Origin of the sequence: Aetokthonos hydrillicola CCALA 1050 (assembly GCF_017591665.1) — a bacterium.
GTDB classification, from domain to species: domain Bacteria; phylum Cyanobacteriota; class Cyanobacteriia; order Cyanobacteriales; family Nostocaceae; genus Aetokthonos; species Aetokthonos hydrillicola.
This window is the reverse complement of the sequence record NZ_JAAKGC010000010.1, coordinates 1-17,775: the sequence shown is the minus strand read 5'-3', so window position 1 is coordinate 17,775 and position 17,775 is coordinate 1. Positions and strand designations below refer to the sequence as shown.

The following is a 17,775-nucleotide window of genomic DNA, read 5'->3' as shown; positions in this document are numbered from 1 at the left end:
TGTTTACTTGTCTTCTTCTACACTTTTACGCAGTTCAATAAATTGCTTACCTGCATCAGTTATTTTTAAGTATGCTGAAAGATTATCGGCTTCGTATGGGATGCTGCGAACCCTTTCTATATTATCTATATAACCTAGATCTAAAAGGTGATAAACCTCTCTTTCTAAATTTTCAGTCATTTTGTAACTACCAAAGTTACCAGAGCCAATTTTTTTAAGATGGTCATACGTTGATTTAGTCATTGATAGCAATATCATCTTGTCTGCTCTTGCTTTAGCTGTGGTCACTTTCTTGTTCATTGAATTTATTTTATTGTCAAAGCTTCCTCTATCAAAGGTAAATGAAATTACATCATCAAGACGAGGGCTTAAAAACAACAGCATTGCTATCACAACAATTGCTAATATAAGCTGTATAGAAGTTTGACCAGATAGTAGCATTATAAGCAATATTGCTTCTAGAAAAGCGATGCATGTAAAAGCAGCCCACCATTTTGTTGAATAATTTTGATTCACACGTCTTCTCCTACTAACTGGGTTCAGAAAAAGTTATTTTCTTAAAATTGAAGAAGAACGCAGTTGGGCTAAACTTAAAACACAGTACGTAATCCCTTGTCTTCCTCAATAATTTATAACTTGACTAAGTTAAGTCCAATTTTAGAAGTACGTTGAGATAACAATTGTAGTAAAAAATGCTGATTCTTAAACAAAAAATCATTATTTCATAACATTTTTATAAAGAAGAATTCAGGACTCAGGAGGCAGGAGTCATAATGATAAATACTGGTTAAAACCTCGTCTACTCCTTACCGAGATAGGGGTTAAAATTTTTCCTAAAACACCATCTCTTTATGGGTGGTGTATTCTGACTCCTGAATTCTGTCTCCTGACTCCTTTTTATGAATTGAACATAGTATGCGGTAAACTTTCTAACGGAGTTATTCGCAATTAATCGTGACAACCATTAACGACAATTATCTAAAGCTTAAAGCAGGGTATCTGTTTCCAGAAATTGCCCGACGGGTGAATGCATTCGCACACGCAAATCCTGATGCTAAACTTATTCGGCTAGGGATTGGGGATGTAACTGAGCCATTGCCAGAAGCTTGCAGGACAGCAATGATCAAAGCTGTAGAAGAAATGGGCGATCGCGCTACATTTAAAGGATATGGTCCTGAGCAAGGGTATGAGTGGCTACGGGAAAAGATTGCTGCTCATGATTTCCAAGCTCGTGGCTGTGAAATTGAGGAGAGCGAAATCTTTATTTCTGATGGCTCAAAGTGTGACACAGGGAACATTCTGGATATTTTTGGCTCGGATAACACTATTGCAGTGACAGATCCAGTATATCCTGTGTACGTGGACACTAACGTTATGGCAGGACATACAGGTCCAGCAAACGAGGCTGGTGAATTTGGTGGCTTAGTGTATTTACCAATCACAGCTGCTAATAACTTCACGGCAGAGATTCCCTCGCAGAAAGTCGATCTGATTTATCTGTGTTTCCCAAATAACCCTACAGGTGCAGTTGCAACAAAGGAACACCTAAAAGCTTGGGTGAATTACGCTAAAGCACATGGCTCGATCATCTTCTTTGATGCAGCTTACGAAGCGTTTATTTCTGATCCAGAAATTCCTCATTCGATTTACGAAATTGAAGGAGCACGAGATTGCGCGATCGAGTTTCGCTCATTCTCTAAGAATGCAGGCTTTACAGGAACCCGCTGTGCGCTCACAGTAGTACCCAAAACACTAACAGCTAAAGCATCTGATAATTCAGACGTGGAGTTGTGGAAGCTTTGGAACCGCCGCCAGTCTACAAAGTTTAACGGTGTATCTTATATTGTTCAAAGAGGAGCTGAGGCGGTTTATTCACCAGAGGGTCAAGCACAAACCAAGGCATTAGTCAGTTTTTACATGGAAAATGCCAAAATTATTCGTGAGAAGCTAGAATCTGCTGGTTTACAGGTGTTTGGTGGTGTGAATGCACCCTATGTGTGGGTAAAAACCCCCGAGGGTTTATCTAGCTGGGATTTCTTTGATCAACTGCTGCAAAAAGTGAATGTTGTCGGTACACCTGGTTCTGGATTTGGGGCATCGGGTGAAGGATACTTCCGCATTTCTGCATTTAATAGTCGTGAGAATGTAGAAGAAGCAATGCGGCGAATTACCAGTTAGCAAGAGTGTTCATCTCACGCTCCCCCTTTGGGTTGGAACGTGGGATGAATGTTCCATTAACTGAAATACCCAAGTTCGATAAGAGCGGTCTGAAGTTCCTTTTCAAAGTCCTGATAAGCTGGTACTTCTCGTAAACGTTCTAGCCGCACCCGTTCTCCGATAGCGTCAAAAAAATCTGCTACCTTGCGTTTAGAACGCCGCCTACTGCCAACAACCTTACCATAAGCCTGCTCAAGAACTTGCTTTGGATCAAAAATGCCTTCGACGTCACGTGTTCTTTTTGGTATACCCAACGCTTCATCATTGAGAACTGTGCCGAATGCACCACGCAAAGCTTCTCCATCCACTAACGTCCAAGCTTCCATCTCACGAACCGGGACAACACCCACTATTCGCTCCTGCTGTTTACCTAAGTCTGTCAGAATGCGATCGCGTGCAGGTTTAACCCTCTCCTCGTAAGCTGCTAACGAATCGCCTGCTCCATCAGTATGAATAAATAGTATATTGAAAGCACCTAGAGCTTCACGAGAAGCTGATAAAATTTGAGTGGTAAGGTCACTATCGCGGTAATCTTTAGGTGTATAAAGCCTTAAAACCTCAGATATCTCTACACTAAAGCGAGCGTTGCGCAAACACAATTCTTCTGTTACACGACGTAAAACAGGAGGAAAAAATTGATAGTCGGTTGAACCTTCAGCGAACAAAGCTAATCCCAAATAGCGCATCACTCTATCTCTCGCTGTCAACACTATGGAGATAACGTTCCACCTCTAAGCGGCTTACAGATTCACCAGCTATTGAATTTACCATAAGTCGCTGGTGTGGAATGCCTACAGATCGGATACGAGTTTTCCTCGTTACGGTACCAGCTTCGGGGTTAACAACGCTAACAATGTCAGCAAACATTGCTTCTCCTTCTTCTAGACTTGAAAGAACTACTGGTGAGTGACTATTAAGCAACATCTGAGATAATGGTTCGGTTTCCTCTACTTCTTCACTAGCAAGATCTGTTACCCCTTGTCGCAGCCGTTGTATCAGCGTTTTCAACCTTTCTGGATGAATCCCGTTTTCTGGTTCTTCAAAACAGATTAAACCGTGATGTTGTGGATCATGCAACACAGTTAGAAGCGCGAGAACTCGTAGAGTACCGTCGGAGATAACACGAGAGCTAAAGGTAACACCATCTCTCATACTAATTTCAATTTGGTACTCTTTATTTTTAGTGTCTAGAGAGATGTTCAAATCTACTACCCCAGGAATTAAAGCAGTCAAATCTGCTGCAATATCTGCTATTACTCCTTTTGGTTGACTTTCTGTCGCTGTCTGTGCTTGAATTCTAGCTAAGACTGTTGCAAAATTTGACCCATCTGGTTCTAATACCAAAGCAGCAGTCGTAGGACTAGGGCGTCTCAGTTGGATTGGGTCAAGCTGGAGAAAGCGATAGGATCGCATTTCCTCATGAATGGCGTAAAGATGAGGAAACTCGGCACTGGTGATGCTGGAAAGGACTGTTGCTTCAGCATTCGTAGCTGAGTGGGTACGACTTACTTGACCATTTACTAAGATTTGGAAACGACGCTTATCGTCTGTTTCGACTGTCGTTAGCCAAGGCGAGGAATGTCGATATTTAAGAAATGCTTGGCGGAATTCAGGTGAGATTTCTTGTTCTGCTGACCACAGATCATTTTCAATTAGGATAGGGTATGCTACTTCTCTGACTACGACGAGCTGTTCTAGTCCTGGGGAAATTTGGCGCAGCTCTATTTCTACCTCATAACGTGCGCGAGAATGAGAAATTTTTACTGTGTCACCCCAAAAATCAGTGACTTGCGGAGCGAGCATTAACTCAACGGCAAAATTCATACGAGTGCTGGGTTTACCATCAGCTTGAAAGCGAAATAGCTCAACAGGTTCACCACGCAACTCTTCAGTTGCCGTTCGCAAGTCAGTTTGAGCTATACGGGAAAGAAACCGAATCGCGTCAAATAGGTTGGATTTACCAGAAGCATTAGCTCCAAGAATCACTTGCAACGAACCAATATCTAGACCAAATTTTTCAAACGTCTTGAAGCCATCAATTTCTATTCGCGTTAACATTATTCCAGCCCTGCTCAAGAACAGCTTGCTTCTTCAACAATTGGGTTAGTAACGAAGAACTACAGCAAGCTTGAAACAATAGAAGTTTCAAGAAAAAGAAAACTACCGCTAATTTTACCAAAAAGCGAACTTCTGCAATCTTTGGGTAGTAAGCGTTAGCATAGAGGTCATAGCATCCTCTCGTATTCCTTCTATGTCTCAGGTTGACTCTCTTATTCAAAAAAAATTAGAAAAAGCATCGACAGAATTAGTAACTCCTCCTTTACTGGGTGCTTCTGTTACCGAGTTAACGACTTGGGTACAGCAGCAAGGACAACCAGCTTATAGAGGGAAGCAACTACACGAGTGGATCTATCAAAAGAAAGTGCGATCGCTCGCTGATATTTCTGTATTTCCCAAACAATGGCGCGCTGAAGTTGAAGAAATTCCTATCGGGCGCTCAACTTTACATTACCGCTCTGTTGCTCGTGATGGTACTGTTAAATATCTTTTACAGCTAGCTGATAACCAAATTATTGAAACCGTTGGTATTCCTACTTTTGAGGGAGGGGGAAATTCAAAACCCCGTCTGACGGTTTGCGTCTCTACTCAAGTCGGCTGTCCAATGGCTTGTGATTTTTGCGCTACTGGTAAGGGTGGTTACAAGCGTAATTTGGCTCGTCACGAAATTGTTGATCAAGTTTTGACGGTTGAGGAAGATTTTCAACAACGAGTCAGCCATGTTGTGTTTATGGGTATGGGCGAACCGTTATTGAATATAGATAACGTTCTAGGATCTATTAGATCTCTCAATCAAGACGTGGGGATAGGACAGCGATCGCTAACTGTCTCTACTGTTGGTATTCGCGATCGCATCCGAGAGTTTGCTGAAAACAGATTGCAAGTTACTCTCGCTGTGAGTCTTCACGCACCGAATCAAGCTCTAAGAGAACAGCTTATCCCTAGTGCTCGTTCTTATCCTATCAAAGATCTTTTGACGGAATGTCGAGAGTATGTTGAAATGACAGGACGTCGTGTCAGTTTTGAATACATTCTCCTTGCTGGTGTCAACGATTTACCAGAACACGCTTTAGAATTGGCGCAACACTTGCGGGGATTTCAGAGTCATGTCAATTTAATTCCTTACAATCCCATCCAAGAAGCAGACTACAAACGACCGAGTGGCGATCGCATTAATTCGTTCATGAAAATTCTTAAGCAACAACGAATTGCTGTGAGCGTTCGCTACTCTCGTGGTTTAGAAGCTGATGCTGCTTGTGGACAACTTAGACGCGGGATCAGAGACTGAGAGAGACAAGGAGGACAAGAAGCATTAATCTTGCTTATCTCCCTTGTTTTAAGTCCTATCCCCTACCTCCAACATAAATACCAGGAGCATAAGCCTCTATAACTTTGCCGGTACGAGTGCAATTCACCATGAAATAGTCACAGCTAGGGCATTGCGTTCGGGTTAACTCATCTTCAGTAAGATAATGCCTTTCTCCTTCGCTACCGCAGTTCGGGCAGCGAATTTTTTGTAATTTTTGGATTTCACAATTTCTTAATGTCATCATAACTGTTTTTAAAAAAGGTAAATTAAACTTGTAAACCTAAAAAAAGGTTTATAGATTTGGACAAGTAATGGGGTCATATTGTATAAATTAAAGGGAGTGCCGAGCCTATACTTGTCTTTATTTTATTATGTTAGCCTTGAATTTGCTTGTTCTCTCACTTTAGATACATAAGTTATTTTTTTAGTGCATATTCTTTATAGATAGAGGTTTTTCTTTATAAATTCACTGATCCCTAATATTTTAGCGTCTAAATTCCCGTATTTCCTTTGATCCCAAAAACACAAGAATATTTAACATATCCCCAAAAATTTACATATAACAACCCAGCAAGTTAGCGAACGATAGCGGTAAACACTCAAATATTTAAGTTGTTGTCTGTTCTGGAAAGACCACATTATCTAACGCAAGTAAGACGCTTCCAGGCATATATTCTTTTTAAACAAATGCTCGCTGATAATCTCGTAAGTAGGACTGTATATCCGATTGAATGAAAATTTTTAACGATATATAGGGTTCCTGTTTGATATTTACAAGATAAATAGAATTGTAGGTTTGTAGAGCGATAGCGAAACCCAACAAACCCCTATAAATGTTGGGTTACCCTAATTTTGGCATTTCTATTACGGCGAAGTTTGTAACAAATCATTCTAAGTTTTCGTTTACGTAAGATAAGGAACTTTGTGATCATAATACAAAATATGTAAAGTTTTGTAAAAATGTTTTAAAAGTTTGTAGTTAGGCTTAAGTACGCTTAGGCACAAGTAAGAAGTAATCATGATCTAGTTGTACCAATTTGCTTAAGGCGGTATAACATAATAATCCAAATTAATACTTATACAGTTCATAAAGTTCTGATTCAAAAATCAAAGGATAATAGTGTTGATGAAGAAACTCATGAAGTTAAAAAGCAGGCAATTATGCAGCAAGTACAAACTTAATTTCCGAAAACATAGAGGAGAAAAAATCAATTTATCTGTTTCGCGCTATCTGCTATCTTCTTCCGTGATGTTTGGAATAATTTCATTCCTTTGTAATACAACAGTGTTTGGAGTTAAAGCTCCACCCACTACAGGGATTAGACTATTCCAGAACAGCAAATTTCAATTAGCTCCTGGGCAAACCGAGGCTGTATTAACAGAGGTTCCACAAACAAAAATTCTCGCTCAAATACCAGAAGATTCTTTAAACTCTGTGGAAACTTCTGAGCAACCTAGCGATTTTTCAGCAGAGCAGCTAAGTACAATCCCTATAAGCCAATTAACTTCTGTATCTGCTCTTTCAGACGTTCAGCCTACTGATTGGGCATTCCAGGCGCTGCAATCTTTGGTTGAGCGGTATGGTTGTATTGCAGGATATCCAGATAACACGTTTCGCGGTAAACGAGCAGTTAGTCGCTATGAATTTGCTGCTGGGTTGAATACGTGCTTGAAAAGCATCAACGACTTGACAAAGTCTGCAACAACTGATTTATTGCGTCGGGAAGATTTAGCTACCATACAAAAATTACAACAAGACTTTGCAAGTGAACTGTCTATTCTGCGGGGTAGGATCGATAATCTTGAAGCTAAAACAGCTGAGCTAGAGGCGCGTCAATTTTCTGCAACTACTAAGCTAGTGGGAGAAGCTGTGTTTACAGTTGCTGCTGCGTCTAATCAATCTGGGACTAATAATCAAGCTGTCTTCCAAAACCGGGTAAGGTTAGACTTACAAACCAGCTTTACAGGGAAAGATACATTGCATACCCGTATTGGTGCTGGGAATACTCCTAACTTCTCCTTTCCGGGAAACCCCGCCGCTCCTGGTGGTGTACCCACTGCTACAGGTATTCTGACGACCCAAGAAGGCTATGCTAATGATAGTGCAGGTATTGACTGGTTAGCTTACTACTTCACAATTGGAGAAAAAGCTCAGTTTTATCTTGCTCCTTTGTTGGGCGCTCATACCGACTACTTACCTCCTACCAATCCTTATATTGATAACTCAGATGGTGGTAGTGGTGCTTTAACTCTGTATGGAAAGAATAACTCTATCTATAACATTGGTGGAGGAACAGGTTTAGGAGTTAGTTATAAGTTTAACAACGCTTTTCAACTTAGTGCTGGGTACTTAGCTGGAGGAGGAGACTCTCCAGCTAACCCATCCAAGGGAAATGGCTTATTTAATGGGAGTTATTCGGCATTAGGACAACTCAGGGTTAGCCCAAACAAAAAACTGTCTTTTGCCTTAACTTACATGAACAGTTATCATACTCCAGGCACTCCTATTTTTAGTCTTGGATTCAGTTCTCTGCAAGGTGCTTCGACAATTTCGGGTGTCGTGGGAACAAGCCTAGCTAATTTTCCTGGTGGTGTTAATACAGGAGTCTCAGCAAACTCGTATGGAGCTGAAGCATCTTACCAATTGAATCCCAAATTTTTTGTTGGTGCTTGGGGTCATTATAGTAATACCAACATTAAATCAAGATCTAGCCCTAATGGGGAAATCTGGAACTATGCTGTGACATTTGCCTTCCCAGACTTATTTAATAAAGGGAATGTGGGCGGTCTAATTGTTGGGGTTGAGCCATATTTAGGCAATGCAAAAGCTCTATTTGGTTCGAGAGCAACCAATAAAGTCCCACTACACGTAGAAGCTTTCTACAAGTATCAACTCAACAATAATATCTCGATAACGCCAGGTGTTATTTATTTGAACGCTCCAGATCAGAATAAAGATGCAGATGCATTGATTGGTGTTTTAAGAACCACGTTTACTTTCTAGCTGATATTTTTTATCATCATTCATTAAAAAGTACGTCAGCTAGCTCTAATGCTACCCTGTTAAGTTTTCTACTCACCAAGGTGTATCAACCCATGTGTAAATGAAAAATGCTTCCTAAGAAACACTTCCTGAACAGATACTGTTTAAATATTCTTCTTGGCTCGCAATGTGAGTAGCAAATTTTATGTAGTATTTATATTTCATAATTTGATTCATTATTTTTTTAGAATTCGTTAAAAACGATACGCTTATTACACTGCAAATACTCATCAAAAATGTAGCTTTTTTAACTTTATTTTTTAGATACGAAAACTAATATTTTATCTAAGATGTGATAATGAATACTAAAATTATGGTATAATATGACCAATTAAGGAGTTCTTAAGAAGATATTTAACATTGCTGTATAAGTCTGAAACTAAAGATTTCTAATTTTTTCAGGAACAAATTTTGTGATTATTTTGAACTTATTGTCTTTTAAGAGACTAAAAATTTTTAGTATTTTTTATCACAAAAAAAACATGTTATTACGCATTATGTACTAAATTTGGCATACAAATAGTTAGTAGCATTTTAAGCATAATGAATACGGTTTACAAAGTATATATTTTTTTATAAAAAGAAAAAGTAGCTGAATTAGCAGAATCTACTTAGTTTATCGGGGTACGCTAGCTTTTTTACTAGAAGTAGTGTTAACCAATGATTATTTATATGTTAATTAATTTAGGAGAACCAGAATTGTCTTTGGGAACATACCCTAAATAGTAATATGTAGTCCGAACATCTCGCTCGCTTTTATTTTATTATGCCAGTGTCTTGTTCGCTCTACAAAGTAAATATACAAAATCAGGTCTACCTAATTCTTCTTTGCTTAAATTAGCAGTTCTAAATCATTGGTAAGAAAACTAACTCTGTCTGTATATTCCCATTCTTGGGTATTGACTTCACAACTTCTACACAGATTGCTATTTCGTCAGTAAACTAAGTGAAATTTCAAAGACCAAAACAAAAACGAGCTTAATAAATAGCTTGTTTTAAGGAGGAAAGATTGTGCATCAATCACTTTTACACGTATTTGGATGTACTAGCGAGGGCTAGAAACTTGACCGAAGTAACGTGTAACGTTCTGCTTCAGCAAATATTTTTGAGACTAATATTTCTCATAATATAGGGTTATTGTTTGATTTTTGAGTAACTAGAATTACACTTGTTCTCTTTATTGTTCCCTGTTAAAAAATTGATCTTAAGAATCAAAGAAGACGGCTATAGAACCCTTGATTTGAGAATATAAAAAATAAGTTCATCCATGCACGCTCATTTCTAGCGTGTCTTCCTTTGTGCAATCTTCAATTCTATCCGAGCAATAGTTTTTCCAAATTCAAGATCTACACACTCAAGCTTTCTGTAAATTTTTGAGACTTATTAATCTATCTAACCATGTCTAATCCAGTTATTATCAAGTATTTGGCAACATTTATCGAACAGTACAATCAAAGAACAAAAAGGTCAAAGTTGCTCAAAAAAAACCATCATTTTGCACTAGCTGATACCGAAAATTCGGTAAGAAGAAAATTTTCTTTAGCTTTAAAGGAGATGTACTACCCCATCGTTATAAACCGTTCTCAAGGTTCTAGAGTATGGGATGTTGATGACAATGAATATGTAGATATTAGGATGGGAATGGGTAGCCATCTATTTGGCTATAATCCGCCTTTTATCCAAGAAGCGGTTGAAAAGCAACTTGAAAAAGGAATACAAGTTGGACTCCAACCCGAATGTGTTGGTGAGGTCGCCGAGTTAATTTGTGAACTCACAGGAATGGAGCGCGTAACATTCAGTAATACAGGCACGGAAGCCGTGATGACAGCGATTCGTTTAGCAAGAACAGTCAGGGGTCGCGATAAAATAGTTATCTTTTCCAATTCTTATCATGGACATTTCGATGCAGGACTAGTAAAAGCAGAGTTTATAAACGGTAATTTATCTACAGTACCCATCGCTCCTGGAATAACACCAAATAGTGTTAAAGATGTTTTGGTTTTAGATTATGGAAATTTTCAATCACTAGAAGTGATAAAAGCTCATGAGCAAGAATTAGCAGCTGTTTTAGTTGTACCTGTGCAAAATTACAAACCTGCTTTTCAACCGAAAGCCTTTCTCCAACAATTACGGCAATTAACACAGGAATTAGGAATAGCATTAATCATCGATGAAATGGCTACTGGGTTTCGCATTCATCTTGGTGGTGCACAGGCATATTTTGGCATTAAGGCTGATATAGCGACATATGGAAAAGTTATCGGCGGTGGGATGCCGATAGGAGTAATTGCTGGCAAAGCTGTATATATGGATGCAGTAGATGGGGGTATGTGGGATTATGAGGATGATTCTTATCCAAGTGCAAAAACAACTTTTGTTGCTGGAACTTTCTGTAAACATTCGTTAGCGATGGCTGCAGCGCAAGCAGTCCTCAAACATCTTAAAGTCGAGGGTCCAACCCTTCAAGAACAACTAAACCAACGTACAACGCAATTTGTTGAGGATTTAAACAGTTACTTGCAAGAACATGAATTTCCAATTAAGCTGGAGCATTTTGGTTCAGGATTTGTTTTTGCTCATTCTAGTAACTCTAATACTATAGAAGATCCTGCTAGTGATCTAGGTAAAGAATTGTTCCGTTATTCTTTACTTAGCAAGGGGGTTCATCTTGCAGGAACGTGTAGTTACTTATCAACAGCCCATACAGATGAAGATATCAGTCACATAAGTCGGGCTGTCAAGGATAGCCTAGCAGAACTTCGAGAAGCAGGCTTTGTTCCTTTTTATTCCTATTCTCAATCGTCGCAAAAGCAGAGTAAAGAATACTCGGTACAAATTTAATATTTTAGTATGTCTAAATATTCCAAATCTAAAGGTATTCAACGTTCTGATAATATAGACAATGGATACCTCGAACAGCGACAACTACGGCGTAGTGCCAACTGGATTCTACTTTGGGCTTTAGGCGTTGGCTCTGTTATTTCTGGTGATTTCTCGGGTTGGAATTTTGGGTTAGGAGCAGGTGGTTTTGGCGGGTTAGCGATCGCCACATTGCTAATGGCAGTCATGTATATCTGTATGGTCTACAGTATTGCCGAACTATCAGCAGCACTACCTCATGCTGGAGGGTTCTACTCATTTACCCGCACAGCTTTTGGTAAGCTTGGAGGCTTTGTCTGCGGTATAAGTATCGTTGTTGAATACGTATTGGGACCTGCTGTTGTCGTGTTCTTTATCGGTAGCTACCTCAATACGATATTTCCCAGCATACCTGTTCCAATTTGGTGGTTCCTATTTTATACCGTTTTTGTTTACATTAACATTCGCGGTGTAGGAGTCATGCTAAAAGCAGGGTTAGTCATTACTGCAATAGCTGTAGCAGTGTTGACTATTTTCTTCATTGCTGTAGTTTTTTCAGGTAAATTTCAGCATGAATTGTTGTTCAATATTCCCCCACAACAAGGAAGTTCGATCTGGCTCCCTAAAGGATGGGTAGGTGTTTTTCAAGCTTTACCTTATGCTATGTGGTTTTATTTGGCGATCGAACATTTGCCACTAGCCGCTGAAGAAGCGCATGATACTGCCCGAGATATTCCCAAAGCGCTGATTTGGAGCATGGTCACTCTTGTAACACTCTCACTGTTTGTTTTAGTTCTAAACACTGGAGTTGGAGGTGGTGCTGCTGCGATTAGTGGATCAGCGGCACCCTTAGCAGATGGATTCAAAGCAATTTTTGGTGATAGCAAGGTTACTACAATACTGACCATACTCACACTATTTGGTTTAATTGCTAGCTTCCATAGCACCATTTATTCTTATGGGAGGATACTTTTTTCCTTGTCGCGCTCTGGATATATTCCACGCTGGATTTCTATAACTAGCAAGACTCATACCCCAGCGATCGCCTTAATTTTAGGTGCTGTTGTAGGACTTGCCTCCACTGCAACTATTCAATTTGCAGGCAAAACAATTGGAGCAATGTTACTCAACATGACTGTGTTTGGTGCAGTGATTTCCTACATCATAGTAATGAGCAGCTATATCAAACTCAAGTTGACTTGCCCAAATCTACGCCGTCCTTATCAAAGTCCTTTAGGAATTTGGGGTGCAGCATTAGGGATAGTGCTATCCTTTCTAGCTCTCTTTTCTTGCTTCTCGAATCCAGGATATAGACCAGGAGTTTTGGGAGTGGCAATTTTTCTTGGTGTTATGACTTTGTATTTTTTGTTTTACTCTCGGAAGAAACTAGTTGCTAAAGCACCTGAAGAGGAAAACGCGCTGCTAATAAGAGCGCTGCAAGACATTGAATAATTGTAGACTATATAGACTTTACACTACAGGTACAATGTATCTTTTCAAGTTGAAAGCTTGAGTTACCGATAACATCCGAAAATGACTTAACTCATTACTCCTTGCCAGTTATTTTCTTTCAATCTTTTACCTACTTCTTAATTAGTGGAGATGTTATTTCTTGGCAACTATAAAATGTAGAAACTTGATATTTTCAAACATCCAAGCAATTTTGTTTGATAAAGATGGGACATTGGAAGATTCAAAAGAGTATTTGCGTAAACAAGGACAAAAAGTAGCGCAGATTATAGACGAGCAAGTTTCTGGAGTTGGCAAACCACTGTTATTGGCTTTTGGCATTCATGAAGAGAATTTAGATCCTGCTGGGTTACTAGCAGTTGGCAGTAGCCGAGAAACAGAAATTGCAGCAGCAGCATATATTGCTGAAACTGGACTAAGGTGGTTTGATTCATTAATAATGGCGCGCCGAGCTTTCAAGGAAGCTGAAAGATTCGTCAGTAAAACTCCTTCACCAATGTTTGTCGGTAGTCGAGAAGTACTGAAGAACCTCTCGGAAGCAGGACTAAAACTAGGAATTCTCTCAGCAGCTACGTTTGAGGAGGTACATGCTTTTGTACGACATCATCAGTTGAATGATTACATACAGGTACAAATAGGCGTTGATGATGGTCCGAGTAAACCAGATCCAGTGTTATTTTGGCAAGCTTGTCAATCTTTAGGAGTTGAACCATTATCTACACTTATGGTAGGAGATTCTGTTGGTGATATGCAGATGGCTCGTAATGCCAACGCAGCAGGATGTATTGGCATTAGTTGGCTAGGAGAGTTAGAAAATCTAGAAGGTGCAAATGTACTGATCAGCCAGTTGAATGAGATTGAAGTGATAACAATCTAGGTAAATCATTTCTTTACAGTTAAACTACTAAAGAAACACAAACATTTTTGTGATATTTCCTACACCCTAACGTCATAATGAATGACATTAGTTTAGTAGCGCTGAGAATCTCACATGTTCCTAAAAAAGAGTAATAACTTTGCTTCTTACGAGAACGTCTCCATAAATTATTTGAAGCGACGGCAACTCCAAGGAAGTACTGGTGCCTTTCTTTTGTGGAGTCTAGGTGTTGGAGCTGTTATCTCTGGAAACTTCTACGGATGGAACTACGGTTTAATCGTTGGCGGTTTTTGGGGTTTAACTATTGCTACCTTTCTGATGGCGATCATGTATATATGCATGGTCTATACTTTGGCTGAACTGTCCTCCGCTTTACCGCATGCTGGTGGGTTTTACTCGTTCACTCGTAATGCTTTTGGACCTTTTTGGGGCTTTCTTTGTGGTGTGATTGTCACCGTTGAGTATGTGCTAGGAACTTCTGCACTCGTCTTTGCTATGAGTAACTACCTTAAGCCTGTAATTCCCTCTGTTCCCAGCTACGTTGTGTGGGTAATTATATATGCTCTTTTTACAGGGGTTTGTATCCTAAGTCTAGAATTTTCGTTACAAGTAAGTCTTTTCATGACTTTAGTAGCGATCATGATATTAGGCATATTCTATTTCAGCATGTCACAATCAGGAGTGTTTAAACTAGAATTGCTCTTTAACATTCCTCCGGATCCAGGACAATCAGCTAAGTGGTTACCTAAAGGTTGGAAGGGTGTTTTTGCTGCAATGCCTTATGCTATCTGGTTCTACCAGGCAATCGAGTTACTCCCCATGGCAAGCGAAGAAACTGAGGATGTGCCAAGGAATATGCCTAAAGGACTTATATCGGGTATTCTTACCCTAATTCTTGTCTCAATTTTTACTTTAGTGCTGAATACGGGTGTAGGCGGTGGAGCTGCTGCAATTGGTAAATCAAATATTCCTCTAGCAGAAGGATTACAGGCTTATTTTGGTAAGGGTTCCACAAGTGATTTCCTGACAACACTCTCCTTAACTCTTGGTTTGGGTGCTAGTTTGTGTTCAATTGTCTACGGTTATGGTCGCATCCTATTTTCTATTTCCCGTGCCGGATACTTGCCACGATGGATTTCTGTGACCAGCAAAAACAATATCCCTTACAGGGCATTAATTCTTTGTACAATACTGGGACTTATTTGCGTTGTAATAGTTGAACAGGGCAAAGTAGTTGCAGTCGATGCGGTAATTTTGAACATGACCGTTTTTGCAGCAGTCATATCCTACATTCTGGTTATGCTTAGCTACATTAAGCTTAAGCTTACTAGTCCAGATCTACCAAGACCTTACCAGAGCCCATTTGGAATTCAAGGTGCATTTGTTGCTACCGCTTTAGCAGTTCTTGCCCTAATCGCTTGTTTCTATACGCGAGACTATCAACCTGGGATTTGGGGGACTGTGATCGCTATTGTCTTAGCTGTTTTGTACTACTTTGTCTATGGTAGGCACAGACTAGTTGCCCAAGCCCCAGAAGAAGCAGCAGCCCTAAACAAGCGAACATAATCTATATTGCTTGTCTGTTTGCGTGAAACTAACCGAACGATTCCCTTGTTTGCACGTAGGAAAGTTTAGATGAAAAGTTACCAAGGATGATAAGGTAATAGAGCGCTGATGTAAATTCAACGCTATTTTGCTATACAATCAACCTCTGTATTAGATAGGCAAACTACATAGTTAGTAGTTTGGAAAACCTGATACTCGGTTTGTTAGGATTAGCACTGTGATCAAAAGCTGTATCACGCTCAGACTTTCAAATCGTTCAACAAGGAAGTTGTTGTTTATTTCGGGTCAAGGCTACTTGAGCCTGCTTATGTGGGCTCAGGTACTCTTTGCTTATTCAAGCCGTCAATTTCATTGACATATTGAATTTATGGTCCAATTATTACACAAATAAATAGCAAATATCAACCTGTTTCGTGAGAAATTTCAGAAAAAACATTTAATTCGGGTGAAAATAATCGTAAATTTCTTGAGCCAAGTGGGGACCAATTCCTGAAACCTCCGTCAATTGTGCGACTGTAGCTTGCCGAATATAATCAACTGAGCGAAAATGTCCCAACAGCAGCTTTTGCCGATGATGTCCCAAGCCAGGAATTTCGTCTAAACGAGATCGCCTTAACTTATCACTCCTCTGCTGTCTATGAAAACTCACCGCAAACCGATGAGCTTCATCTCTCAACCGTCGCAACAGTTGAACCCCCGGTTGTTCTGCGTCAGTTTCTAAAGGTTGAGACTCCCCTGGTAAAAAAATCTCTTCTTGTCTCTTTGCTAAACTGACAACTCGCAAATCTTCTAGCAAGTTCATTTCCTGCAAAACGGCAACTACAGATGATAGCTGACCTTTACCACCATCGATCATAACCAAATCTGGCCAATCAGGATTACCTGCTCGCGACAACTGCGGATCTTCAACATATTTCCGAAAGCGACGCTGGATCACTTCAGCCAAACTAGCAAAATCATCAGAGTGTCCTGCTGTCACTGTAGGATTTTTAATCTTGTAATGGCGATAGTGCTGTTTTGCTGGTAACCCGTCAATAAACACAACTTGAGAAGCAACAGCATTTGAACCTTGAATATGGGAAATATCGTAACCTTCTATACGGTGGGGTAAATCCGGTAAGTCAAGAATGGCGGCTAAATCCTGCATCGCCTGCTGGTTGCGATCGCCTAACTTTTGCATTCTTTGCAATTCGTACTCAGCATTTCGCTCTACCATCTCAATCAATTCTGCCTTAGTTTGCCGCAAAGGAGCCAAAATCGTCACCTTTCTCCCTTTACGTTCACTCAAAACATCTGCCAATAAATCCCCATCTGGCAATTCGTGCTGTACTAAAATTTCTGTAGGAATTTCGACTGAGTCAGCAGTTTGGTAATGTTCCTCCAAAACGCGTTGTAAAATAGCTCCTGGTTCTAGCTGAGTTTCAGGTGAGTGGGAGAGCGAAACTTCTGCGACAAATGCTAATCTTCCAACTAATTGACCAGATCGAATCTGAAACAGTTGGATACAAGCGTGTTGATCATCAGATGCAAGAGCGATCGCATCCCGTGAAACGGTATCATCTGGTAAGGATACTTTTTGATCCGCATTCAGCGACTTTAACCCCGCAATTTGATCGCGAATCCGTGCCGCCGATTCAAAATTTAACGCCTCGGCTGCTTTCTCCATTTGTTCTGTTAGAATCTCAACCAGTTCTGTTTGGCGACCTTGAAAAACCATCGCCACTTTTTGTACAGTTTTACGGTATTCTTCTGGTGAAATCATCTGTTGACACACACCAGGACAGCGCCCTAGATCATAGTTTAAGCAAGGACGATCCTTAAACAGAGGTTGAGGTCGTTGTCGTAGAGGAAAAATCCGCTTACACAAACGCAAGATCTCTCGCAGTAAGTGAGAATCGGTATACGGACCATAAAATTTATCTTTCTCTTTACCGATTTGGCGTTTACGAGTGATAAAAATACGAGGATAATCTTCAGACCATGTGATACAAACGTATGGATATTTTTTGTCATCCTTGAGCAGCACATTAAAATATGGTTGCTGCTGCTTGATCAGATTGGCTTCTAACGCCAATGCTTCTGCTTCCGTATCAGTGACGATGAATTCAATTTCTGTCACCTGTTTTACCATTGTAGCGATGCGATCGCTCAATTTTTGTGAGTTTCGGAAATAAGAACGAACACGCGATCGCAACTTCCGCGATTTACCGATATAAATAATGCGGTCGCTCCCATCCCGCATAAAATATACTCCTGGTTCCGCTGGAATTTCTAGGAGACGATTTTCTAAGCGTTCTGGATCTTTAGTTAATGGGGCGTGGGGCCTAGAGCACGGGGGATGGGGCGAGGGGGCATCGGCAGTGCGCGAGGGAACAG

Annotated in this window: 12 protein-coding genes; 7 read left to right on the top strand and 5 right to left on the bottom strand. The window is 40.1% G+C overall.

All coding sequences use genetic code 11. The annotated features are described in order from the left end of the window. Positions 1-3 precede the first annotated feature (3 nt). Positions 4-516 (bottom strand): hypothetical protein, encoded by a 513-nt coding sequence (locus tag G4P69_RS07270; protein ID WP_208348928.1) that lies wholly within the window; start codon positions 514-516, stop codon positions 4-6. A gap of 438 nt (positions 517-954) precedes the next feature. Between G4P69_RS07270 and G4P69_RS07265 the strand changes: the two genes are divergently transcribed. Next, positions 955-2,178 carry an LL-diaminopimelate aminotransferase gene (locus G4P69_RS07265; protein WP_208348926.1) on the top strand — a complete coding sequence of 408 codons (1,224 nt, stop codon included), beginning with the start codon at positions 955-957 and terminating at the stop codon, positions 2,176-2,178. Between the two features lie 56 nt (positions 2,179-2,234). Here the strand turns inward: G4P69_RS07265 and G4P69_RS07260 are convergent, their stop codons facing one another. Together G4P69_RS07260 and G4P69_RS07255 are read right to left on the bottom strand one after the other, a co-directional pair. After that, entirely contained in the window at positions 2,235-2,903 is a 669-nt protein-coding gene (locus G4P69_RS07260; RefSeq protein ID WP_243902825.1) for a DUF4276 family protein, read from the bottom strand. Between the two features lie 4 nt (positions 2,904-2,907). Next, entirely contained in the window at positions 2,908-4,275 is a 1,368-nt protein-coding gene (locus G4P69_RS07255) for an AAA family ATPase (protein WP_208348924.1), read from the bottom strand. Between the two features lie 193 nt (positions 4,276-4,468). Here G4P69_RS07255 and rlmN point away from each other — a divergent pair, with 193 nt between their 5' ends. After that, positions 4,469-5,563 (top strand): 23S rRNA (adenine(2503)-C(2))-methyltransferase RlmN, encoded by a 1,095-nt coding sequence (gene rlmN, locus G4P69_RS07250; RefSeq protein WP_208345727.1) that lies wholly within the window; start codon positions 4,469-4,471, stop codon positions 5,561-5,563. A 55-nt stretch (positions 5,564-5,618) separates the two neighbouring features. On the opposite strand, the gene G4P69_RS07245 is transcribed toward rlmN, so the two are convergent. Further along, positions 5,619-5,828 (bottom strand): hypothetical protein, encoded by a 210-nt coding sequence (locus tag G4P69_RS07245; RefSeq protein WP_390691847.1) that lies wholly within the window; start codon positions 5,826-5,828, stop codon positions 5,619-5,621. Positions 5,829-6,722: 894 nt separating this feature from the next. On the opposite strand from G4P69_RS07245, the gene G4P69_RS07240 reads away from it, so the two are divergent. The 5 genes from G4P69_RS07240 (at position 6,723) to G4P69_RS07220 (ending at position 15,399) form a co-directional block, all read left to right on the top strand. Further along, entirely contained in the window at positions 6,723-8,588 is a 1,866-nt protein-coding gene (locus G4P69_RS07240; RefSeq protein WP_208348922.1) for an iron uptake porin, read from the top strand. Between the two features lie 1,437 nt (positions 8,589-10,025). Further along, positions 10,026-11,468 carry an aspartate aminotransferase family protein gene (locus G4P69_RS07235; protein ID WP_208348916.1) on the top strand — a complete coding sequence of 481 codons (1,443 nt, stop codon included), beginning with the start codon at positions 10,026-10,028 and terminating at the stop codon, positions 11,466-11,468. Positions 11,469-11,477: 9 nt separating this feature from the next. After that, positions 11,478-12,938, top strand: coding sequence for an ethanolamine permease (gene eat / locus G4P69_RS07230; RefSeq protein ID WP_208348914.1), 1,461 nt, complete (start codon positions 11,478-11,480; stop codon positions 12,936-12,938). Between the two features lie 160 nt (positions 12,939-13,098). Then, positions 13,099-13,833 (top strand): HAD family hydrolase, encoded by a 735-nt coding sequence (locus tag G4P69_RS07225; protein ID WP_208348912.1) that lies wholly within the window; start codon positions 13,099-13,101, stop codon positions 13,831-13,833. 114 nt (positions 13,834-13,947) lie between these two features. Beyond that, positions 13,948-15,399: an amino acid permease gene (locus G4P69_RS07220; protein ID WP_208348909.1), complete on the top strand. Its 1,452-nt coding sequence runs from the start codon at positions 13,948-13,950 to the stop codon at positions 15,397-15,399. Positions 15,400-15,835: 436 nt separating this feature from the next. On the opposite strand, the gene uvrC is transcribed toward G4P69_RS07220, so the two are convergent. Further along, positions 15,836-17,775 (bottom strand): excinuclease ABC subunit UvrC (uvrC, locus tag G4P69_RS07215; protein ID WP_243902897.1); only part of this gene is annotated, 1,940 nt, incomplete at its 5' end.